Source organism: Brachyspira sp. (assembly GCF_029258575.1).
GTDB lineage: Bacteria > Spirochaetota > Brachyspiria > Brachyspirales > Brachyspiraceae > Brachyspira.
On record NZ_JARHYI010000044.1, the window covers coordinates 25088 to 46769 of the forward strand.

The following is a 21682-nucleotide window of genomic DNA, read 5'->3' on the forward strand; positions in this document are numbered from 1 at the left end:
CGAATTCATTTATCAGTTATATTCTTTGCTATAATTATAGCCAATTTTTCTGTCGCATCAGTATTGATGTTTAATGTAGGAGTTTGCAAATAATCTATATCCATAGTTGTTGCTTCTGACTCTACGCATATTACTGGTATTTTAGCAGGCTCTGTAACACTTATAACGTTAGGCATACCTGCAGCAAGCATATTATCTGTAGGTATCTCTGACTCTCCTATCATCTGCTGTATTTCATTATGATTAGTTATTGTAGCCTCAATGTATGATATTCCCATTTCATCTAATTTTCTTTTAAAAATATCTATTTGCAATTTCGAATTATGCTCACTTAAATTATACATAACTGCAACAGTTTTCACATTAGGTACTAATTTCTTTAATAATTCCATCTGTTCATCTACAAAACTCAAATTTGAAGTACCTGAAACATTTACGCCTAGAGCTTCATTTTTTTCTACAGTTTGATTAGTTTCTGTTTTTGAACATGAAAAAATTATAAATAGAATTAATATAAAAATATACTTTTTCATAAATAGCACCTTATTATTATTTTTTTATTAATTGAACTTTTTATTTTTAATGAGTCATAATACTAAAAAGAAAAGATTAATAAAAAAGCCCATATAATAAATTATACAGGCTTTTATATATCTGTCAAATAATTATTATAAATCTGCAGGTATAGTAATACCCAATTTTTGAGCTGCATTAGTATTGATTTCTAATACAGGATTTTGAATATATTCTATAGGCATATCAGCAGGTTTAGATTCTCCTTTCAATATTTTTACTGCCTGATTAGCTGTTAATTTTCCTAATTCATAATAATCTATACCATAAGTAGCAAGCCCTCCAGCCTTAAGCATAGCAGCCTCTCCACATATTACTGGTATTTTAGCAGGTTCTGTAATAGCTATAACATTAGCCATACCAGATGATACCATATTGTCAGTAGGAACATATATAGCATCTACTTTACCTACCAAACTTTGAACTACCTGCTGTATATCATTAGGATTTGTTATTGTAGCATCTACATAAGTTAATCCTACTTCATCTGCTTTAGCTTTTGCCATATCTATTTGGAATTTTGAATTTTGCTCGCTTGAACTATATAAGAATGCTATATTTTTAGCATTAGGTATAAGCTTTTTAAGTAAATCTATCTGCTCTTTTACTGGAGTTAAATCTGAAGTACCTGTAACATTTCCTCCAGGAACTTTATTATCTGCTACCAATTTTGAATCTGCTGGATCTGTTACTGCTGTTACAAGTATAGGTATATCTTTTGTTAAATTAGCTACTGCCTGTGCTACTGGTGTTGCTATTGCAAGTATTAAATCTGATCTGTCATTAATAAATTTCTGAGATATTGTAATACAGTTTGCCTGTTCTCCCTGAGCATTCTGATGATCTATTGTTATATTTTTACCATTTTCGTATCCTGCCTCTTTTAATCCGTCTATAAAACCTTTAGCAGCCTGATCCAATGCTAAATGTTCTACTAGCTGAAGTATTCCTATTTTTTGTACATTTCCTGAATCTGATTTATTAGCAGCTGTATCTGTTTTGGAACATGACACAATAAATAATATAGAAATTGATAAAGCAATAAACAACTTTTTCATTATTATATCTCCTTAAAAAATTATATGATTACTATTACTAGTATAATATAGCAGAGAATTAATAAAGTCAAACAAAATTTAAAATATATATTTATCATTTATTGAATTTTATTGAAAATAATATATTTTATGATATCATCTTTAAAATTAAATTTATAATATAAGGAATAAAAATTGATTAGACATTCCAGACCAACTATAAGAAAAAAAGATTTAGAATCTGCATTAAAAGTTATGATTAGCGATAATCTAGCTACAGGCGATGTTATAAATGAGTTTGAAAGAAATTTTGCCAATTATTTTGGAAGGGGATTTACTGCAATATTTGTTAATAGCGGAACTGCAGCATTAGAACTTATATTAAGACATCTAAATATAGGAGAAGGCGATGAAGTTATAATGTCATCTTTTTTAAATGCCTCTCCTTTACAAGTAGTTACAAATTTAAAAGCTACTCCTGTACTTATAGATATAGACGAAGATAGTTTTCAAATATCTATGGATAATGTTATAGAGGCAATTAATGAAAAGACTAAAGCAATTATTGTATCACATATGTTTGGAAACTGTGCCTTAATAGATGAACTTACTGATATAAAAGTACCTGTTATAGAGGATGCATCTCATAGTTTAGGCGGAAAATATAGAAATACTTTACTCGGAAGTTTCGGTGATTTTGCCTACTTTTCACTTTCTGCTACAAGAATGATAACTTCAGGTGGTGCAGGCGGAATGATACTCACTAAGAAAAAAGGAATGGATGCAATAAGAGATATAATTCAATATGATAAAAAAGATAATTTTGTAAAGAGATTCAATTATTCAGCAACAGATTTACAGGCTTCAATAGGTATAGAAGAATTAAAGCATCTTGACAGAATGGTTGAAGTAAGAGGCGATATAGCTTCATTCTATGATAATGCTATACTTGAAAGCAACTTGATGAAATTATCAACCCATGATAGTGAAAACCCTTCATGTTATAGATATGTATGTATGCTTAATGGAAGTATGAACGTTTATGATGCTATAAAGATGTTTGAAAGACATAATGTAGAAGTAGCAAGACCGATATTCAAGCCATTGCATCAGTATCTTAATCTTCCTAATGAAAATTATCCTAATACTGAAAATGCATATTTAAAAAGCGTATCCTTGCCTATATATCCTACTTTGCAAAAAAGCGAAGCTGAACTTATATGCAAACTAATAAAGCAAATAAGATAAAATTATATATGATTTATTATTTATAGTAAATGTGGAAGTTTGGAGAGTTTAATGGAAATATTTCAATACGACTTTATGCGTAAGGCTTTTTTAGTAGGCATTATGCTTGCTGTAATAATACCTTGTATAGGGGTTATTGTAGTATTAAAAAGACTTTCTATGATAGGAGATGCTATATCTCATACTTCGCTTGCAGGAGTTACATTCGGGCTGGTTTTTAATATAAATCCAATATTAGCGTCTATTATATTCTGTATATTATCAGCATTATCTATAGAGTTCATAAGAAAAAGAGTATCTAAATATGGAGAAATATCTATAGCCATAATAATGTCTTTATCAATATCCATTGCAGGGCTTCTTTCTGGATTTGTATCTAATAATTCTAATTTTAATAGTTTCTTATTCGGAAGTATTGTTGCTGTAAGCGATTTTGAATTAAAACTAGTTATGCTAATAAGCACATTATCAATATTAATTTTTGTATTTTTATATAAAGAAATCTTCTATATTGTATTTAATGAAAGATTAGCAAAATTATCAGGTGTTCCAGTAAATAGAATAAATTTCATATTTACAATATTGACTGCAGTTACAGTATCAATATCAGCAAGGGCTATAGGTGCTTTAATAGTATCTTCTATGATGGTAGTTCCAGCAGCATGCTCTATGCAAATTGCTAACAGTTATAAAAAAACTATAATTTATGCTGTAATTTTTAATGTATTTTTTACTATACTTGGAATATTTGTATCATATTATTACGGACTAAAACCAGGGGCTACAATAGTTCTAATAAGTATAATAACATTTATAATAATAATATTTATTAAATACATTATATCATCAAAGTATAAAAGAATATTGACAAAATAAATTTAATAATCTTTTAACTAAATTAACATGAACAAACATTATCGCTATTAGGATGCTTATGTTTATGAGAAAGTTCATCATATATTTGATTTTTATCAAGCTCTAATAAAGTACCCTCTTCAAAACAAAATATCCTATTAGACATATTGTATACTTTTTCCAAATCATGAGTAACCATTACTATAGTGATATTTTTTTCTTTATTTAATTTCTGTAAAATATCATATATCAAATCTACAGTTTCTCTATCAACAGCATTTGTAGGTTCATCAAGAAGAAGTAAATCTGGATTGGATATTAAAGTTCTAGCCAAAAAAACTCTTTGTATTTGTCCACCTGAAAGTTTTGATATCATTCTATCTTTATATTTTTCCATGCCTAAAAGCTCTAATACATTCATAACTTTTATGCGGTGGCTCTTATTTGGAAATTTAAATAAACCTATATCCGAAAAATTATTGGACATTACTATTTCATAAACTGTAGCAGGGAAATTCAAAATCTTTGAATATGCATTCTGTTCTAAATATCCTATCTTTTTCCAATCTCTAAATTTATTAATATTCTCTTCATACAGTTTGATAATTCCTCTGTAATGATTAACCTCACCCAAAATAAGCCTCAATATAGTACTTTTTCCAGCACCGTTAGAACCTATTATAGAAACAAAATCTCCGCTATTAACATCAAAACTTATGCATTTTAATATATCATCAGAATTATATCCGAAATGTACATTTTTAAATTCTATAATTTTACTCATAATATTTAATTAAGTCCATTAGTTAAAGAAGTAAAATTCTTTTCCATAATAGAAAAATAATCTTCGCTATCTTTAATATATTCCTCACTTAAAGACTCTATAGGATTCAATGTTAATACTTTAACCCCTGTCTCTTTTGCAATAGAATCTACTAATTTAGAACTAGAGAAATCTTCATAGAATATAGCCTTAACATTATTATTTTTTATAAAATCTATAGTATCAGACATAGCTTTAGGATCAGCTTCATCTCTAGCAATGGCTAATTGATTTAATGAGTATTCTTTACAAAAATGTCCGAATGCTGCATGAGTTACTACTAAATTAGTATTGGATACATTGGATAAATATTCTCTAAATTTATTATCTAATTCATCTAATTTTTCAGCATAAAAATTATAATTAGAATCATAATACTGAGAATTATTAGAATCTATTTCTGATAATGCATTTTTTATATTCTCCATCTGTTTTTTGGCATTAATAGGTGAAAGCCAAAAATGAGGGTCTAATCCTTCATTATCTATACCTGAAGAAGATTCTATATATTTCAATTCTTTTATACCATCTTTAACCGTATCAACCCAATGCTCCATACCTCCGCCATTATAAATAAATAGATTTGCCTTTGTTAAATTCGCCATGTCTTTTGAAGTTATTTCAAAATCATGAGGCTCTGCTCCTACAGAAGTCATATTATATACATCTATTTTATCTCCGCCTATTTTTTTAGTAAAATCATAAATAGGATATATGCTTGTATAAACTTGAGGATTATTTATAGAATTAGTTTTAGAAGTATTATCACAGCCTATTAAAAATGATAATACAACAATAGATATTATAATATTTTTCATTTAATTTATATCCTTAGTATTTAAATTTTTGACAATTATAATATGATAATTATAAAATTTCAATATTTAATAATTATGAAGAATTTGTATAATATATAAAATTACATTATTAAATATATGAACTTTTTACCGAAAATATGACAATATTATAGACTAAATTAGGATAATTATGAAATATATTGTACATGTTATAATAGTAGCATTTTTAATAGTTTCATGCTCTACAACAAAAACAGCTCAAATAGAAAAAGTTGATAATAATAGTTTGCTTGGCAGAAAATTTAAATTGGTTAGTATGTATCCTCAAATGAATATAACAATAGAATTCAATGAAGATACAGTATCTGGTTTTTCTGCTGTTAATAATTATTCATCTCTATACAATTTAGATGGTGATATATTCAATATACTATCAATATCATTGACAAAAAAGAATGGTACAAGAGAAAAAATTGCAGTTGAACTAGAATATCTTAATATGCTTAAAAATGCTACTTCCTTCAAAATAGAAGGAAGACAATTAACAATATATACTCTATTATCCTCTAATAATTTAATTTTTGAAGAAATTTAAATAATTTGTTAAAATGTATTTAGGATATTTTGATGAGAAGAAATTGTACTTTAATATTTTGTTTTATTTTGATAATATTTACAGGCTCCTGTGCTTCATCTAAAAAATCAATAAATATATCAACTAGTACTTTAAATGGGAAAACTTTTCAGCTTACTAATATGTTTAAAGGAAGAGGAATTACAATATCATTTTATAATGAAGAGTTTTATGGATACAGTGGATTCAATACATATCTTGGAAAATATGAAATGAGAAGAGGAAATATGATTATATTTAAAGATATGGTAGTTACTAAAATGGGAGGAACTTCTGAAGCAGTTGAATCAGAAAAACAATATATAGAATTATTAAATAAAGCCTCTTCAATAGAACTGACAAGTAATAATCTAATTATGACGACATTGGATAATGAAATTCTTATTTTTAAAAGAATTAAATAATAATGAAAAATAAAAAACTTATATATTTAATACTAGGAATAATTATATTTATAAGTTTATGGTATTTTATTGCTTTAAAAATTAATTCTGAAATAGTATTCCCTAATATAACAAATATAATAAAAAAATTTATAGAAATAATATTAGAAAAATCATTTTATAAAGATTTATTTTCAAGTCTTATCAGAGTTTTAATAACATTTATTTTATCATTTTTATTCGCTTTTATATTAGGAATATTGTCAGGTATAATACTTCCTATAAGATATACATTAATACCAATAATAAATTTCATAAAAACAATACCAACCATACCTTTAATATTAGTGGCTATAATATGGTTCAATAATAATACAGTACCTATATTTGTTTCTATGCTAGTAATTTTTCCTATAATGTATGATGCCATAACTAATGGAATAGTAAATATAGATAAAAAATTAATAGAAATGTCATTGTCATATAATGTATCTTTAAAAACACAAATATTAAATCTTTATATACCATATATAAAGCCATATATATTAACATCAGCATCTCAGTCTATGGGTATCACTTGGAAGAGTATATTAGCAGCAGAAATATTGGCATTGCCTACTTTAGGAATAGGAAGTAAACTTTATGAATCTCATTTATATTTGGATAGTGTTTCTTTATTTGCTTATTGTTTGATTGCTGTTATATTTAATGGAATATTTGAACTTATTATAAGGCTTAATCATGATAAATAATAATATATTCAAATTAGAAAATATAAATTTATCTTATAACGATTTTGTAATATTTAAAGATTTTAATATATATTTTCATTTAAATAAAATTAACATAATATTGGGATCATCTGGTTCTGGAAAAACCTCACTTTTGAATATAATATCATCAAAAATAAATAAAGATGATAAAGCATTCGTATATCAGGAGCCTAGATTATTAGAGTTTTTTAATTCTTATAAAAATATAGAATATGTACTTAAAGATAAAATAAAAAATAAAGAAGAAATAGATAAAATAATAAAGAATGCATTAGAAATAACAGGCATTGTCAATAATATACATTCAAAACCAAAAGAACTTAGCGGAGGAATGAAACAAAGATTATCATTGGCAAGAGCTTTTGCTTATGATTCAAATTTTATACTTATGGATGAGCCTTTACAAAGTCAGGATATAAAAAGAAAAAAAGAACTTATAGATATAATAAAAAATATACAATCAAAAACAAATAAAACTTTTTTCTATGTTACTCATGATGTATCTGAAGCTGTTATGCTTGGAGATTATATTTATATATTATCAAATAAAAATAATTATACTCAATTAATATTTGAAGAACATATTAACAATAATGATACAGAAAATCATTTACAGCAAAAACTTACAGATATACTAATAAATAATTAATTATGACACTGATGTAGTTTTAAGCAAATAAACCACATAAGCTATATAAACTATTAAAAATATACTTCCCTTTATCTTCCCTAAAGTTTTTCCTTTTATAGTAAAGACTAATAATAATAATCCTGAAAATACCATAATAGAAAAGTCTATTAAATAATTTTGAGTCTGACTTAATACTATACCGCCGAATCTAAATGAAGCCATAGATGATATACCAAGAACAGCACCAACATTGAATATATTACTTCCTACTATATTTCCTATAGATATATCAGCCTCTTTTTTAATTGCTGCTATAATACTTGTAACAAGTTCAGGTATACTAGTTCCAACCGCAACAACTATAAATCCTATTATATGCTCGCTTAAAAAATTTCTGAATATTCCTGTTACTCCCTTTATAAATACATCAGATCCGAAAGCTAATGCCAATATAGCAATTATTATTTTAAATACAGCCCTTACTATAGAATTAGTTTTAGTTGATGATGATACTTCTTTTTCAAATGTAGCCAATTCATCTTTATCTTTTGATATTACACTATAAAGATAATAAACATAAATACATAATAAAATAAAAAGTATTATACCTTCTACTATAGAAATTTTATCCCCTATTAAACTTTTAGTTTCTATATTAAAAAGCATAATACATAAAGATGCATACATTATAAACATAGAAATCATAGAAACATAGTATGATTTTTTACCAGCAGACATATTCATAAATAAAGCAGATACACCAAGTACAAATACAACATTAAATATATTACTTCCTATAACATTACCTACAGCAATAGCACTCTCTCCTCTTAAAGCCCCAAATAAACTTACAAAAAGTTCAGGCATAGATGTACCCATAGCCACAACTGTAAGACCTATAACTATAGGAGGTATTTTTAATCTATTAGCAATCATTACACTTCCATCTACAATATAAGTTCCGCCCAAATATAATAATAATATACCAGCTATAGTAAAAACTACATTCAATAAAATATGTTCCATATATGCCATTCCTTTTATTAATTTAATTATTCTGTTTTATTAGTATTTATATTATTTTCCGATTCAGATGAAGTAGATGACTCAGAAATGTTTTCTTCTATATTGGCACTATCACCTTTCTTACTAAATACTGATATTATAAATACTATTATACATATAAGTAATATAAAAAGTACCAATGCAGTAGAAAGCCACAATGGAGAAAGAACCCATACCCAACTCCAAGCAATAGCTTTGAATAATTTTAATATTACAAATATTATTCCTAAAAATGCAAAAAATACTACTGTTATATTTAATACAGGGAATTTCTTTTCTACATTTTCTGAAACTGCATTACTCTGATTTTCTTTGTTATTATAAGAAGTTTTTTTATTTTTGAAAAATACTGAATCAAAAATTAAAGATATAACAACAAGTATAATTTCTATTAATAATATACTTAAAACTAAATACCAACTTAAATCAATTAAAACTTTTGATAATTTCAATAATGATATAATTATTATAAATACAGGCAGTAATCTTGAAGAAAAATTTAATAAATTTTTAATTAAGTATAAAGTAGCCATTGTAAAAACATTTTTTATCTTTCCCATAATATAAATTCCTAAAATAATATATTTGATTTATAATCATATATTATTTTTATTAAATGTGAATAACTATTTATAACATTTTTTATATAAAATAAAAGATTATAGAGATTATTTTTTATTTGAAATAAAAAGATAGTATGAGATAATATAGGTACTATCTCATACTACATTAGGGTTACTCAGATTTGACTTGTATAACTAATAACTTAAATGCCTCTTCAGCATTTAATGAATGAGGAGCATTTTTTGGAATTAAAACAGATTCCCCTAAAGACAATTCAAATACAGTATCTTCTATTGTTATTTTTGATTTACCTTCTATTACAGTAACCAAAACATCGCCTGTACTTGTATGTGTAGGAATTTCTTTATTCTTATCAACTGATATTATCTTCATCACTAAACTTTTTCTATCAACCAATGATAAGGCAGATATATCTTTAATTCCTATCAAATCTTTTAATGAAAATATTTTTTTATGCTCTACATTATTAATATAATTTTCCATATTCAACCTTAATAATTTATTTGTTTTTATTATCTAACTTATACGAATAAAAATCTGTTGCTGCAGCAACAAAAAGATATTTTTTTATAAAAAATATCTTTTTTGCAAAATTAAGGCTTAATAATGATTATTTATTTTTTAAGATTTTTAGCAGACTCTATAAATCCTACGAATAATGGATGAGGATTTGTGATTCTTGATTTTAATTCAGGGTGAAATTGAACGCCTATCATAAAAGGATGGGATTTTATTTCAGCAATTTCAGCTAAATTAGCATTTTTCATTTTTCCTGTTATGATAAAGCCTGCTTTTTCCATAACATCTATATATTCATTATTGAATTCATATCTATGTCTATGTCTTTCGCTTATAGTTGTTTTATCATATAATTTATGTGCTAAACTTCCCTGCTTTATATCACATTCAAAAGCACCTAATCTCATAGTTCCCCCTTTTAATATACTCTTTTTCTGTTCTTCCATAAGAGTAATTATAGGATTTTTAGCATCTTCTTTTACTTCCAAAGTATTAGCATCTTCCAATTTCAATACATTTCTTGCAAACTCAACGCTCATAAGCTGCATCCCTAAACATATTCCTAAATAAGGCATTTTGTTTTCTCTTGCATATTTTATAGCCTGTATTTTACCCTCAACTCCTCTCTCTCCGAATCCGCCCGGTATTACAAGTCCATGAATATCTTTGAAATAATATGATATATCATCTTTATTTTCTAAATCTTCTGCTGAAATCCATTCTATATCTACATTAATATCATTGTATATACCGCCATGATTTAAAGCCTCTATCAAAGAGATATAAGCATCTTTCATAGTTATATATTTTCCTACTATAGCTATTCTTACCTTTTCATTTTTTATTGATATATTTTTCTGCTTGCATATCAAATCAGTCCAATCAGTTAAATCTATTTTCACAGTCTGTAATTTAAAATGCCTGCATACCACATCAGAAAGTCCCTGAGATTCTAACATCAAAGGAACGGCATATATATTAGGCTCATCAAAATTCTCAAATACATTCTCTTTAGGAAGATTACAAAATAATGCTATTTTAGCTTTATGCGATTCCTGTAAATGCTTGCTTGTTCTGCATACCAATATATCAGGTATAATACCGCTTTGCATAAGTTCTTTTACGCTATGCTGAGTTGGTTTTGTTTTTATCTCTTCAGATGAACTGATAAAAGGTATCAATGTTACATGTATATATAAAACATTATCCTGACCCAATTCTGTTTTTATCTGTCTTATAGCTTCAATATAAGGTAAAGATTCTATATCCCCTATAGTACCGCCTATTTCTGTTATTACTATATCAGTTTTTTTTGTATCGCTTTCTCTGTATATTCTTCTCTTTATTTCATTGGTAATATGAGGTATAACCTGAACAGTTTCACCCAAATATTTACCTTCTCTCTCCATATTTATAACATGCTGATATATTTTACCAGTTGTAACATTACTGAATTTATTTAAATTCTCATCGATAAATCTCTCATAATGTCCTATATCCAAATCTGTTTCTGCCCCATCATCGGTAACAAAAACTTCTCCATGCTGGAAAGGACTCATAGTACCAGGATCCAAATTTATATAAGGATCAAATTTCTGTATAGTTACACTTAATCCTCTAGCCTTTAAAAGTCTTCCTAGTGAAGATGCTGTTATTCCCTTTCCTAATCCAGATACAACTCCGCCTGTTACAAATATATATTTAGTATTCATACAATCCTCAATTAATTAATTTTTTATTTTTTTATTTATTATCGAACTTATTAACATTATCATAAATCAGCATTAAATCAAGCGAATTTTATTATTATGTTAATTTCAAGTATTTTTCAAACCAATATGTAATTTCTTTTAATCTTCTTAATCGATGTTTAGGCTTTCCGCTTCTTGAAAGTTCATGATTTTCACCTTTAAATAAACAAACTCTAGCTTCAACCCCATAATATTTTAAAGCAGTAAACATTTGAAATGCCTGACTCTGATAGCATCTGTAATCTTCTTCGCTATGTATAAATAATGTAGGAGTCTTTGCATTATTAGCATATTTTAAAGGAGACTCTTCCCATAATTTTTCAAAGCTGTTCCAAACATCTCCTCCCAATTCATCAGGATTGAAATAATAACCTATATCTGTAGTTCCGAAATCATCTATCCAATTTGATATAGAACGTTGAGAGGCTGCACATTTGAATCTGTCAGTATGCCCTATTATCCAATTAACCATAAATCCGCCGTAAGAGCCTCCAGTAACACCTAATCTGCTTTTATCTATATTAGAGTATTTCTCGATAACAATATCAGTAAACTTCATTATATCTTCATAATCTATAGTTCCGTATATTCCTCTTATATCAGCAAAAGCATTTCCCTTACCTTCGCTTCCTCTAGGATTGCAGAAAAATACAAAATATCCCATATTAGCCCAAACCTGCATTTCATTAAAAAATATTTCACCATAAGCAGTTTTCGGACCGCCATGTATATCAAGTATTGCAGGATATTTTTTATTTTCATCATAATCTATAGGATTTAATACCCAGCCGTCTATTTCAAAATCATTATTTGTTTTGAATGAAATTTTTTCTGGTATTGATAATTTCTTATCTTTTAAAATATCTTCATTGAAATAAGTTAATTGATTTTCCAAACCATTATTAATACAATATATTTCCTCAAGTTTTAAATCTCTAAAACCTATAAAGTATATGTTATCATCATTAGAAATATCAAAATAATTAACAGCACCTTGTTTATTAGTTATATTTTTTATATTTCCATTTAAATCCAAATACTTTATATGAGCATTTTCATTTTCTGTGCCTACAAAATATATTTTATCTTTATAAACTCTTATATCCTTACCGCCTCCGAAAGAACAGTCAGTGCCTATCATATTTCCAATACCATTGTCATAATGATATAAAAGATTAATATTATTACTTTCATCTATCAAATAAAAACTGCCATTCTCATTCAAGCCATATTTTTGCATGTCTGTCATTACTGTGATAATTTTTTCTTTATTATCATTATCAATTATAAAATCAGCAAAATATATGGCATATTTATTTGAATCTATAATAATTTTTTCTTCTTTTTTCTTATTAACATCTTTATTATTAATATCTTTTATATAATACAAACGAAGTTCTGAAGTTGTAAGAGATTTATCTGTAAAAGAGTTTATAATGCATAATACCTTATGATCTTTATATTTAAAAGAATGAACATTGCTGTATTCATCTGTAATAGCAGTTAATTTATTTTCTTTTTTATTATAATGATAAAGTCTGTCTCTCTTTTTATTTGTTACACCAATATTATTAATCCAAAAAGGAATTTCATCAAATACTTCATAATCAATTTCTTCTTTAGCCCATTCCAAATAATTATCTTCTTTTCTCTTTTTCTCTCTTTCAATATCATAAACTGCTTTTATTAAAAAATTATCTTCATCTATTGCATATAAATCTATAACTTCAAGCTCAATATTAAATAAACTTTCTGCCTCTCCTCCATTAATATTGATGGAATAAAATAGAGAATAATCAATAAACTCCTCATCTTTTTTGCTTTTCAATTCTTCATCTCTTAATGATGATTTAAATATTACGGTATCATCATTAAGCCAAGAAACGAGAGAAGCATCTTTTACTGAAGTGAGTTTATAAGTTTTATTTTTTTGAGTATTATAAATAAAAGCATCTGAAATATAATTATTATTCTCATAATTCTGATGGCTTTTAATAAAAAGTAAATTATTATTAGATAATTCTATATTAGATAAAAAATTAAAATTCAAAAAATCTTTAATGTATAAACTTTCCATAAATAAAATTAAACAAACCTATAAATATAAAGATAATATTCTAATTCATCTCAACTCTATCTAAAATACTTCTAGCCAAAGATCTAGAATCAGCATTTTCTATATCACTTGCCAAAGAAATACCATAAGTAATACGCGTTACCTTCCCATTAAAATGATTATCTTTTAAAGTTTTATAAATATATGATGCAGTAGTGTCCGCTTCCAAAGATGCACTGAATGCTATCATTATTTCATCTATACTATTTTTATTTACCCTTTCTATAAGCTCTTTTATTCTTATATCGCTTATCCCAATACCTTTAATAGGTGCTATAAGTCCTCCCAATATATGATAAACTCCACTATATTCTTCAGTCTTTTCTATAGCAAGCATATCAGGATAAGACTCTACAATACATATTTTATTATGCTCTCTTCTATCATTACTGCATATATAACAAATATCATTATCGCTCAAACTATAGCATTCTTTGAATAATTTTATATCTCTATGCAATGATAATAAAACTTCAGAAAATTCTTTCAAATATTCATCATCGCAGTCAAATAAATATAAAGCAAGACGCATAGCACTTCTTCCACCTATACCTGGCAATCTTGATATAATTTGTATAAGCCTATCCAAAGATTGTATATTATTCAAAATAATTATTCCTTATTCTTATCATCATCATTATTTTTATTCATATTGTTCATAATATCATTCATCTTTGTTATCATATCAGGAGTTATAGAATCCAAAGAAATATTTATTTTACCGTCTTTATATTCTACAGAAGTCATTTTACTTATATCACTAAACATTTGATTCATATCATTGAAATTCATATTGAATAAATTAGGCTGCCTACTAAATTTTTCTTTATTATCATTATCATCAGAATCTTCTTCTTCCAATTTTTTTCTTAATTCAGATACTTTTGAAACCGCTTCATTTACACTTGAACTTATCATCTCTTCTAATAATTCTTTTTGATCCTTTAATAAAAGACTTTCATCTATACTAAAACTTGTTATATTATATGATTTATTCATAGTTAAACTTACTAAATTACCTGCTGAATTGTACCTTATACTGTTTTCACTCATAAATATATACTCCTTATCTTTATTAATATTATTACTATATAATATATATTCTTTTTTATAATTTTCAATAAAAATTAATAATAATATAAATTTGACTTTATTTTCAAATAATATAACATATGCTTTGTAAATTATATTTATATCAGGTAAAACTGCATAAAATGATTATAAAAAAAATTATATTTATAATACTCATATTCCCGTCTATTCTTCTTTCTAAGCAAGTAAGAACAGAAATAGGAGAAAGATATGAGAAAGAAAATATAGCTGTCTTTGAAATACTAGATGACTCAAGAGACTATTCTAAAGGTATAGGAAAAAAAATGACAGCATTAATAGAACATTCATTAACAAAAATGAATAGATTCAATATAGTAGACAGGCAAAACCTAGATAAATATTTAAAAGAAATGGAGCTTCAATTGGCAGGTATTACCGATAAACAACTGATTGAAGTTGGTAAAATATACGGATATTCAAAAGCTTTAACAGGAAAAATAGTATCTGCAAATGTTACTGTTGAATATAATGATGATGAAACTATAAGTTTATTTGCTGAAATAGAAATGGTGCTTCAAATAGTAGATGTGGAAACTACTAAAATATTATATTCTTCAAAATTAAGAGGAACAAGTTATTACAGCACTACAAGTTACCCTTCTAATTCTCTAAGAGAAAGTCTTATAAATGATGCATGCAATAATTTAGCATATAAAGTAGAAAATAAGATGAGAGATACATTTAAAATAGTTCTAAAAATATCTGATATATATGACGGAAAAGTATATTTACTTGTTGGGAGAAATCAGGGAATAAATAAAAAAACAAGATTCAGAGTTTATTCAAAACAGGATGATATAATACTCTCTTCAGGAAATGTTATAAGCGGAGGATATAAACATAAAGGAACTCTTAGAATAAAAGAACTTAATAATGATTATTTAATAGCCAGTATTTCAAGAGGAAGAAATATACAGGTAGGAGATATAGCAAAGGAAACTGTTATAGGAGATTTCGGATTTGGTATAGCATTGAATTATGCCTCATACAATATAACACCATTTCAAAAAACATATCAAAACAGTATAAAGCCAAATGAAGGAAAAATGAGAATATCATTAAATAAAAATGAATATGCATTAGGAATTCATGTGAAAATGGGATATAATGGTATATTATTTTCTCCAAATTTAAGTTTAGGATTATTATTTGGTGATTTTTTCAAATCTAGCTATGCTATAGATACTAGATTTAATTTTGATATTAATATAAACTTATATCAAGAAGTTTTAAAACTTATAATAAGTCCGTATATAGGTATGGGAATATCATTTACAACTATAGGTGAAATATACGGAGGAAATTATTATACTGATAATTTTATCTATTTAAAAAATGGTGCTAAAATAGATTCAAGGGATATAATGTTTGGTATAGGAGCATTAGCATCTTTACAATATAATGTTACAGATACTATAGGAATAAATTTCGGAGTAGGATATAGATTTTATACGAATCCTATTAATTTAGGTATTTTCAGTGAAGGTAATGAAATTTCTTTACCAGAAAATATAAAAACAGTTAATCTTACAGGATTAGAATTTACACTTGGAGCATTTTTCATATTATAAGATGAGTAAAAAAATTATAATAATATTATTTATCATATCAAACACTTTTTTCGGTGCTTTTTATTTTTCGGATATAGCAAAAGAATACGGCACTAATGAAAATAATAATGCAGAACCAAAAACAGTAATAGAAAAAAATGAACAATTAAAATCAGAATATAATATAGATACAAACAATATGAATTCCTTTTTCAGTATAGAAGGAAATAAAATTATAAATCAAAATGGAGTTGTAAGTACTCCCGTTATACCTGAAAATCCTTATAAAAGTAATCCTTTCAGATATACTGAAGTAACTTTTATTTTAACTGCATTCTTTTCATATACATATGCAACATATCTGGTATTTGGATTAGATGCCATAGAAAATGGTAATGTAGCCCCTTCAACCACTGGAAGAAATAGATATAAAAGTTTATGGGTATCATCTATGCTCTTTGAAATAACGGCAGGACTATTTTGTGGTGCTGCTGTAGCATATGACAGTTATCAGAGGGTGTACGGTAAAAAGAAAAATGATGGATTTAGTTTTAACTTTATGCCTTTCTATGAGCCTATAAATAAAGATGCAGGATTTCTATTCTCCTTAAATTATCCTCTCTAGTAATATATTATTTTTTATAGTTTTCATTTATAAGCGAATATAAAAAATATATGATTATAAATTTAGCTTCTTGAAGGAATTATCTTTTTCTTTTTTAATTTAGGAAGTAAATTTTTATTGATTAGCAATATATACGATACAAAACACATAGCTATCATAAATGCTAATATTAAGGCACCTTTGATATTAATATAATTATCACTTTCTTTAATATTTACAGAAGATGATAAGGAAAGATTTGCACTCTCTTCATTATTTTTTATTATTTTTATAATCTTTTCATTTTTAGTTTCATCTAAATATCCGAATGTTTTAGCATAGGATAAAATATATTCTTTATCTGTTTTAAGCCTTTCTATATTACTTGATATTTGAATTTTTCTTCTATTAAGTTCCTGAAGCTTTTTCTTTTTATTTTCAATAATTACTTTTTGAGAATTTAATGTAAGAAATCCTTTGGGACTAAAAACAAATACATATATCATAAAAGCTATACCAAGCAATATGACACTATAAAATATTTTAGAACCAATTCTAACATTAAAATACATAACTATAACCTTAATAAATATACAACTAATTATCGGAAGTAATTTTTTAAAATTAATACAGATATATATACATAACACTGTATAAAGATATTATTTACATATTTTAATAATCAGTATGCCTCAGCTTTAACAATATGCATCATTAAATGCATTATTATACACTATATTAATACACTATACTAATAATCATTCAAATATAACTCTAGCTTTACTGTCTATATAATTTTCTGGTATATTATTAAGCTCTTTAATTTTCGCTATCATAGCATCTCTCATATCATTTCCAGTCATAACAATATTTTTGCCACGTTCTCCTATAGAATTGCCGTTATTATCCTGATATCCATCTCCGCCTAAAAATATAAAACTGGATAAAATGACTCTATAATCTTTATTTTCCTCAATAGCCTCTCCATTTAAAGAAGACTCTAATAACTCACCGTCGGCATTATATTTTACCTCCATCCCTCTTGATAATTGCAAAAATGCTCCAGCTCCTCTCTTCCTGCCAGATATTTTAAGCATATCAATAATATCTTTTCCTGTTAATGTTACCAATATTACTTCATTATCGAATGGAAAAAATTCATTTTGTATATTTCCTAAAGTTATATCCCCTTCTTTTAAAGGCGTTCTAAGTCCACCTGAATTCATAAATACAATATCAACATTATCATAAGAATCTATAACCAAATCGCATGCAAAATTACCTATAGCCATAGAATTAGACCTTATTCCATCATGTGCCAAATCAATAGGCAAAGTACCAATGCGTATATTAAACTCTTTATCAACAGTTCCCTTCATTTCATCAATAAATGCAAGCATATCCTTATCCTGCTCTATTGAGCTGTCCATTGGAATAAGTTTATAATTAAAATTACTCATTACACCATTATTAACATCTAAATTAATATTTCCCAAAAATCTGCCGTAATATCCAGCCTGAACAATAGGAGTACCCTTTACAAAATCAGCCTCATACAATTCTGTATGACTATGTCCGCCTATTATTATATCAAATGTATTAGGTATGGCTTCAGCAATTTCTTTATCTTTATCATATCCTACATGACTTAAAAGTATTGTTATATCATTTGTTTTATTAAGTGGTGTTTTTTCAATGAAGTCTTTTAGGCATTTTATTTCTTCTTCAAAAATAAGCCCCTTAGCATATTTAGGATTATAAACGGAATCGGTAGTAGTTATGCCTATTATAGCAATATTAAGTCCGTTAACATTTGTTACCATATATGGAATTGCATAATAGCTATTATCAGATTTATTTTTTATATTTAGAGAAAGCGTTGGAAATTTTCTCTCTTTCATTATTTCATTAAAATTATCAACCCCATAATCCATAAAATGATTACCTACAGCAGCAGCATCTACTCCAATCATATTCATAATATCAACCTCATCTCTGCCCTGAAAAACTGTTGAATATATACTTCCTGTAATAGTGTCTCCCGCATGAAGAACCAATACATTTTTATTTGTAGCTTTAACTTGCTTTATATATGTAGCCCTTCTTGAAGCTCCGTACATATAATTTGTTTCTGCAGGAGATACATCTCTATTAATTATTTCTTCCTCTTCATCTCTGCCATGAGTATCATTCATATGTATTATAGTAAGAGATCCTGTATTTCCTGATTTATTTGAATGAGAACAGGAAAATAAAAATACTAGAATAAATATTAATATAATTTTTTTTATCATACAAAACTCCAATAAGAATGTTAGGATACTTTAAAAGTATATAAAATTTTTTATTCTTTTACAATAGCATAAAAGAAAAATTTGTATTTGAAGTGTAAAAATAATAAAATTTAACTTTATATAAAATTAACAGTTTTATTTTTATAAAAAATTGTATTATAATAATACTATCAAATATAGTTTTATAATGGATTATAATATGGCTGTTATAAAGAAAAATGATAAAAAAATAAAAAAAATAGAAGTTACAAAAGAAGAATTGGAATCAAGAGAAATTCCATTACTTTTTAGTACAGTAAACTTCTCTTCAAATATACCAATATCAATGTATGCTGATACAATAGGAATAAAAACTTCAGAATCAAGCTATAGAGGTGCAATGAATTCAGAAGTAAATAGAAATATCAGTGAAGAATATCTTTTGAACTGTAAAAAATCTTCGGCAGATATATCAACTATGCTAAATGTTACAGGATATTCCTCTTTTCCTATACATTCATCTTTGAGTAGCAGAGTATTATTGGAGGAAGAAGTTCATAAAAAAGGAAATGCTGTAAAACTACCGCAATATAAAAATCTTAATGCTCCTATAGGCTCTGTTATAAGATCAAGAAGAAGCAGAAGAGATTTTAAAGGAAAGCCATTAACATTGAATGATTTATCTACTTTACTGTATTATGGAGATGGTGTTTCTGGAGATTTTGACTTCAAATTAAATAAAGAAGAATATGGTACAATAACTTTTGGAGATAAATATATATCAAAATTAAGAACAGCACCTTCAGGAGGAGGACTTTATCCAATATATCTTTATATTGCAGCATTAAATATAAATAATCTCGCTAAAGGAATATACAAATATATGCCTTTTACACATTCACTTGAAAAAATAAAATTATTCAGTGATAAAGATTTGGAAAATTACTATAATGATAATAATTTTGGTATGGAAATAGATTTGGAAAAAACTGCATTATCAATTTATTATGTTTATAGCATATATGAAAACTCAAGAAAATACGGAGATATGGGTTTGCAATTTGCTTTGATAGAAACGGGAGAAATAGCCCAAAATATACAGCTTGCTGCAGCGGCAGGAGGTATTTTAGCATGCGATATAGGAGGGTTTAATAAGATTAAATCTGAAGAACTTCTTGATATTGATGGTATTACAAATCATGTTGTGCATTTAACTTTAATTTCAAAATGATAAAATAATAGAAATATAAATAATTGGGTTGAATAATGAATAAAAAAAATATTAAACTTTATGATAATGTTACAATTTTCTTTAATTCTGATGATGAAATTAGATTTAGAAAAGGTATATGGAATTTTGAGGAGGCTACTTTAGGTCTTAATGATTTAGATGATACTATGAAAGAGGTATTAATATTTTTGTTTAAAGAGCTTTTTGATGATAAGAATATAATTTTCGATGATATAGTAAAAAAATTCTCTTTAAATGAACAAAATACTAATATGCTTGATGATATTATTTCTTCTCTCATAGGAAATAGATTTTTGGAATATGATGAAAATAATATGCCTAATATGATTTATGAATTGATAGGAGAATATTTTTATGATATACCAGATGAAAGTAAAGTAAAAAAAAATAAAATAATGTTTATAGCAGATAATAAAAGATTAAAAGATTATGCCAAATTAATATCCGAAGATATGTATATGAATGTTGATATGATGAATGCTGATGATATAAAAAAAATAGAAAAGGCTAATCTTACAGATACAACAGATGCTATAGAAACAATGGAAAAACAAAAAGAGTTATTAAAATTATTCGATGATATATCATGCATTGTTGTAAGTGTTGAAAAGCCTAGATTAAATTTACTCAGAAACATCAACAGACTTTTACTAGATAAATCTATTCCTATAATTATATCTATATTAGACGGACCTTTTTTAAACCTAACAACAATAAAAGGAAAAGAAACTGCATGTTATGAATGCTTTGAAAATAGAGTGATTGCAAGAAATGAAAGTTTATCTGTTTACAATAAATTTGTGAAGCAAACTATGAATCTTAAAATGAATAATAAAAAAACATATATAACACCTATACTTCAAAGTTTTACTTCTCTAGCATTATATGAAGCATTTTTATTTGCTACTATAGGAAAATGCAAACTTACTGGAAGAGTTATAAATGTTTATCTGCCTTCTATAGAAATTCAAATTCAGGATTTATTAAGAGTACCTTTCTGCCCTGCTTGCGGACATATAAGCAGAGCCAAATATAATGAAATGTATACTTCATCTAAGAAGATAATAGAAAAATTCTCAAATAAGATTATAGTAAAATAA

General features: G+C 26.1%; 23 protein-coding genes. 10 read left to right on the forward strand and 13 right to left on the reverse strand.

Going from position 1 to position 21682, the window contains the following annotated elements; translation table 11 throughout:
• Positions 1 to 5: 5 nt before the first annotated feature.
• The gene (locus tag Q1J76_RS03610) at positions 6 to 533 is read right to left on the reverse strand and encodes an ABC transporter substrate-binding protein (protein ID WP_300366923.1); all 528 of its coding nucleotides are present in this window, start codon (positions 531 to 533) and stop codon (positions 6 to 8) included.
• 135 nt (positions 534 to 668) lie between these two features.
• Positions 669 to 1631, reverse strand: a complete 963-nt coding sequence (locus tag Q1J76_RS03615) for an ABC transporter substrate-binding protein (RefSeq protein WP_300366925.1) — start codon at positions 1629 to 1631, stop codon at positions 669 to 671.
• Positions 1632 to 1805: 174 nt separating this feature from the next.
• Between Q1J76_RS03615 and Q1J76_RS03620 the strand changes: the two genes are divergently transcribed.
• Positions 1806 to 2858 (forward strand): DegT/DnrJ/EryC1/StrS family aminotransferase, encoded by a 1053-nt coding sequence (locus tag Q1J76_RS03620; RefSeq protein ID WP_300366927.1) that lies wholly within the window; start codon positions 1806 to 1808, stop codon positions 2856 to 2858.
• 51 nt (positions 2859 to 2909) lie between these two features.
• On the forward strand, positions 2910 to 3734 hold the full coding sequence (locus tag Q1J76_RS03625; protein ID WP_300366930.1) for a metal ABC transporter permease: 825 nt from the start codon (positions 2910 to 2912) through the stop codon (positions 3732 to 3734).
• Between the two features lie 22 nt (positions 3735 to 3756).
• Here Q1J76_RS03625 and Q1J76_RS03630 read toward each other — a convergent pair whose 3' ends face one another.
• Together Q1J76_RS03630 and Q1J76_RS03635 are read right to left on the reverse strand one after the other, a co-directional pair.
• Positions 3757 to 4497, reverse strand: a complete 741-nt coding sequence (locus Q1J76_RS03630; protein ID WP_300366933.1) for a metal ABC transporter ATP-binding protein — start codon at positions 4495 to 4497, stop codon at positions 3757 to 3759.
• 5 nt (positions 4498 to 4502) lie between these two features.
• The gene (locus tag Q1J76_RS03635) at positions 4503 to 5354 is read right to left on the reverse strand and encodes a metal ABC transporter substrate-binding protein (RefSeq protein WP_300366935.1); all 852 of its coding nucleotides are present in this window, start codon (positions 5352 to 5354) and stop codon (positions 4503 to 4505) included.
• 169 nt (positions 5355 to 5523) lie between these two features.
• On the opposite strand from Q1J76_RS03635, the gene Q1J76_RS03640 reads away from it, so the two are divergent.
• The 4 genes from Q1J76_RS03640 to Q1J76_RS03655 are packed head-to-tail and all read left to right on the forward strand — an operon-like array spanning position 5524 to position 7772.
• Positions 5524 to 5928 (forward strand): META domain-containing protein, encoded by a 405-nt coding sequence (locus Q1J76_RS03640; RefSeq protein ID WP_300366938.1) that lies wholly within the window; start codon positions 5524 to 5526, stop codon positions 5926 to 5928.
• A gap of 32 nt (positions 5929 to 5960) precedes the next feature.
• On the forward strand, positions 5961 to 6371 hold the full coding sequence (locus Q1J76_RS03645; protein ID WP_300366941.1) for an META domain-containing protein: 411 nt from the start codon (positions 5961 to 5963) through the stop codon (positions 6369 to 6371).
• 2 nt (positions 6372 to 6373) lie between these two features.
• Complete coding sequence (locus Q1J76_RS03650; RefSeq protein ID WP_300366944.1) at positions 6374 to 7102, forward strand: ABC transporter permease; 729 nt, start codon at positions 6374 to 6376, stop codon at positions 7100 to 7102.
• Positions 7092 to 7772 carry an ATP-binding cassette domain-containing protein gene (locus Q1J76_RS03655; RefSeq protein ID WP_300366949.1) on the forward strand — a complete coding sequence of 227 codons (681 nt, stop codon included), beginning with the start codon at positions 7092 to 7094 and terminating at the stop codon, positions 7770 to 7772. The genes Q1J76_RS03650 and Q1J76_RS03655 overlap by 11 nt, the downstream gene beginning before the upstream one ends.
• Here Q1J76_RS03655 and Q1J76_RS03660 read toward each other — a convergent pair whose 3' ends face one another.
• The 7 genes from Q1J76_RS03660 to Q1J76_RS03690 form a co-directional block, all read right to left on the reverse strand.
• On the reverse strand, positions 7773 to 8780 hold the full coding sequence (locus Q1J76_RS03660; RefSeq protein ID WP_300366952.1) for a calcium/sodium antiporter: 1008 nt from the start codon (positions 8778 to 8780) through the stop codon (positions 7773 to 7775). It lies immediately after the preceding gene.
• Between the two features lie 26 nt (positions 8781 to 8806).
• Entirely contained in the window at positions 8807 to 9379 is a 573-nt protein-coding gene (locus tag Q1J76_RS03665) for a hypothetical protein (RefSeq protein WP_300366954.1), read from the reverse strand.
• A gap of 175 nt (positions 9380 to 9554) precedes the next feature.
• A complete protein-coding gene (locus Q1J76_RS03670; protein WP_300366957.1) occupies positions 9555 to 9887 on the reverse strand; it encodes a cupin domain-containing protein in 333 nt (110 codons plus the stop codon).
• A 131-nt stretch (positions 9888 to 10018) separates the two neighbouring features.
• The gene (pyrG, locus tag Q1J76_RS03675) at positions 10019 to 11635 is read right to left on the reverse strand and encodes a CTP synthase (protein ID WP_300366960.1); all 1617 of its coding nucleotides are present in this window, start codon (positions 11633 to 11635) and stop codon (positions 10019 to 10021) included.
• 94 nt (positions 11636 to 11729) lie between these two features.
• Positions 11730 to 13751 carry an alpha/beta hydrolase family protein gene (locus Q1J76_RS03680; RefSeq protein ID WP_300366963.1) on the reverse strand — a complete coding sequence of 674 codons (2022 nt, stop codon included), beginning with the start codon at positions 13749 to 13751 and terminating at the stop codon, positions 11730 to 11732.
• Between the two features lie 40 nt (positions 13752 to 13791).
• Entirely contained in the window at positions 13792 to 14397 is a 606-nt protein-coding gene (gene recR / locus Q1J76_RS03685; protein WP_300366966.1) for a recombination mediator RecR, read from the reverse strand.
• Positions 14398 to 14402: 5 nt separating this feature from the next.
• Positions 14403 to 14843, reverse strand: a complete 441-nt coding sequence (locus Q1J76_RS03690) for a YbaB/EbfC family nucleoid-associated protein (RefSeq protein WP_300366969.1) — start codon at positions 14841 to 14843, stop codon at positions 14403 to 14405.
• A gap of 161 nt (positions 14844 to 15004) precedes the next feature.
• On the opposite strand from Q1J76_RS03690, the gene Q1J76_RS03695 reads away from it, so the two are divergent.
• Both Q1J76_RS03695 and Q1J76_RS03700 read left to right on the forward strand, forming a co-directional pair.
• Positions 15005 to 16474, forward strand: coding sequence for a CsgG/HfaB family protein (locus Q1J76_RS03695; protein ID WP_300366972.1), 1470 nt, complete (start codon positions 15005 to 15007; stop codon positions 16472 to 16474).
• A gap of 1 nt (position 16475) precedes the next feature.
• Positions 16476 to 17078 carry a hypothetical protein gene (locus Q1J76_RS03700; protein ID WP_300366975.1) on the forward strand — a complete coding sequence of 201 codons (603 nt, stop codon included), beginning with the start codon at positions 16476 to 16478 and terminating at the stop codon, positions 17076 to 17078.
• A 62-nt stretch (positions 17079 to 17140) separates the two neighbouring features.
• On the opposite strand, the gene Q1J76_RS03705 is transcribed toward Q1J76_RS03700, so the two are convergent.
• The gene (locus tag Q1J76_RS03705; protein ID WP_300366978.1) at positions 17141 to 17629 is read right to left on the reverse strand and encodes an FtsB family cell division protein; all 489 of its coding nucleotides are present in this window, start codon (positions 17627 to 17629) and stop codon (positions 17141 to 17143) included.
• A gap of 186 nt (positions 17630 to 17815) precedes the next feature.
• A complete protein-coding gene (locus Q1J76_RS03710) occupies positions 17816 to 19351 on the reverse strand; it encodes a bifunctional metallophosphatase/5'-nucleotidase (RefSeq protein WP_300366981.1) in 1536 nt (511 codons plus the stop codon).
• Between the two features lie 199 nt (positions 19352 to 19550).
• Here Q1J76_RS03710 and Q1J76_RS03715 point away from each other — a divergent pair, with 199 nt between their 5' ends.
• Both Q1J76_RS03715 and Q1J76_RS03720 read left to right on the forward strand, forming a co-directional pair.
• Positions 19551 to 20561, forward strand: a complete 1011-nt coding sequence (locus Q1J76_RS03715; RefSeq protein WP_300366984.1) for a SagB family peptide dehydrogenase — start codon at positions 19551 to 19553, stop codon at positions 20559 to 20561.
• 35 nt (positions 20562 to 20596) lie between these two features.
• Complete coding sequence (locus Q1J76_RS03720; protein ID WP_300366987.1) at positions 20597 to 21682, forward strand: streptolysin associated protein SagC; 1086 nt, start codon at positions 20597 to 20599, stop codon at positions 21680 to 21682.

Coding starts and splice junctions, on each gene's coding strand:
- Q1J76_RS03610 (WP_300366923.1), bottom strand. CDS start 533: ATGAAAAAGTATATTTTTATATTAATTCTATTTATAATTTTTTCATGT.
- Q1J76_RS03615 (WP_300366925.1), bottom strand. CDS start 1,631: ATGAAAAAGTTGTTTATTGCTTTATCAATTTCTATATTATTTATTGTG.
- Q1J76_RS03625 (WP_300366930.1), top strand. CDS start 2,910: ATGGAAATATTTCAATACGACTTTATGCGTAAGGCTTTTTTAGTAGGC.
- Q1J76_RS03630 (WP_300366933.1), bottom strand. CDS start 4,497: ATGAGTAAAATTATAGAATTTAAAAATGTACATTTCGGATATAATTCT.
- Q1J76_RS03635 (WP_300366935.1), bottom strand. CDS start 5,354: ATGAAAAATATTATAATATCTATTGTTGTATTATCATTTTTAATAGGC.
- Q1J76_RS03640 (WP_300366938.1), top strand. CDS start 5,524: ATGAAATATATTGTACATGTTATAATAGTAGCATTTTTAATAGTTTCA.
- Q1J76_RS03645 (WP_300366941.1), top strand. CDS start 5,961: ATGAGAAGAAATTGTACTTTAATATTTTGTTTTATTTTGATAATATTT.
- Q1J76_RS03650 (WP_300366944.1), top strand. CDS start 6,374: ATGAAAAATAAAAAACTTATATATTTAATACTAGGAATAATTATATTT.
- Q1J76_RS03655 (WP_300366949.1), top strand. CDS start 7,092: ATGATAAATAATAATATATTCAAATTAGAAAATATAAATTTATCTTAT.
- Q1J76_RS03660 (WP_300366952.1), bottom strand. CDS start 8,780: ATGGAACATATTTTATTGAATGTAGTTTTTACTATAGCTGGTATATTA.
- Q1J76_RS03665 (WP_300366954.1), bottom strand. CDS start 9,379: ATGGGAAAGATAAAAAATGTTTTTACAATGGCTACTTTATACTTAATT.
- Q1J76_RS03670 (WP_300366957.1), bottom strand. CDS start 9,887: ATGGAAAATTATATTAATAATGTAGAGCATAAAAAAATATTTTCATTA.
- pyrG (WP_300366960.1), bottom strand. CDS start 11,635: ATGAATACTAAATATATATTTGTAACAGGCGGAGTTGTATCTGGATTA.
- Q1J76_RS03680 (WP_300366963.1), bottom strand. CDS start 13,751: ATGGAAAGTTTATACATTAAAGATTTTTTGAATTTTAATTTTTTATCT.
- Q1J76_RS03690 (WP_300366969.1), bottom strand. CDS start 14,843: ATGAGTGAAAACAGTATAAGGTACAATTCAGCAGGTAATTTAGTAAGT.
- Q1J76_RS03695 (WP_300366972.1), top strand. CDS start 15,005: ATGATTATAAAAAAAATTATATTTATAATACTCATATTCCCGTCTATT.
- Q1J76_RS03700 (WP_300366975.1), top strand. CDS start 16,476: ATGAGTAAAAAAATTATAATAATATTATTTATCATATCAAACACTTTT.
- Q1J76_RS03705 (WP_300366978.1), bottom strand. CDS start 17,629: ATGTATTTTAATGTTAGAATTGGTTCTAAAATATTTTATAGTGTCATA.
- Q1J76_RS03710 (WP_300366981.1), bottom strand. CDS start 19,351: ATGATAAAAAAAATTATATTAATATTTATTCTAGTATTTTTATTTTCC.
- Q1J76_RS03715 (WP_300366984.1), top strand. CDS start 19,551: ATGGCTGTTATAAAGAAAAATGATAAAAAAATAAAAAAAATAGAAGTT.
- Q1J76_RS03720 (WP_300366987.1), top strand. CDS start 20,597: ATGAATAAAAAAAATATTAAACTTTATGATAATGTTACAATTTTCTTT.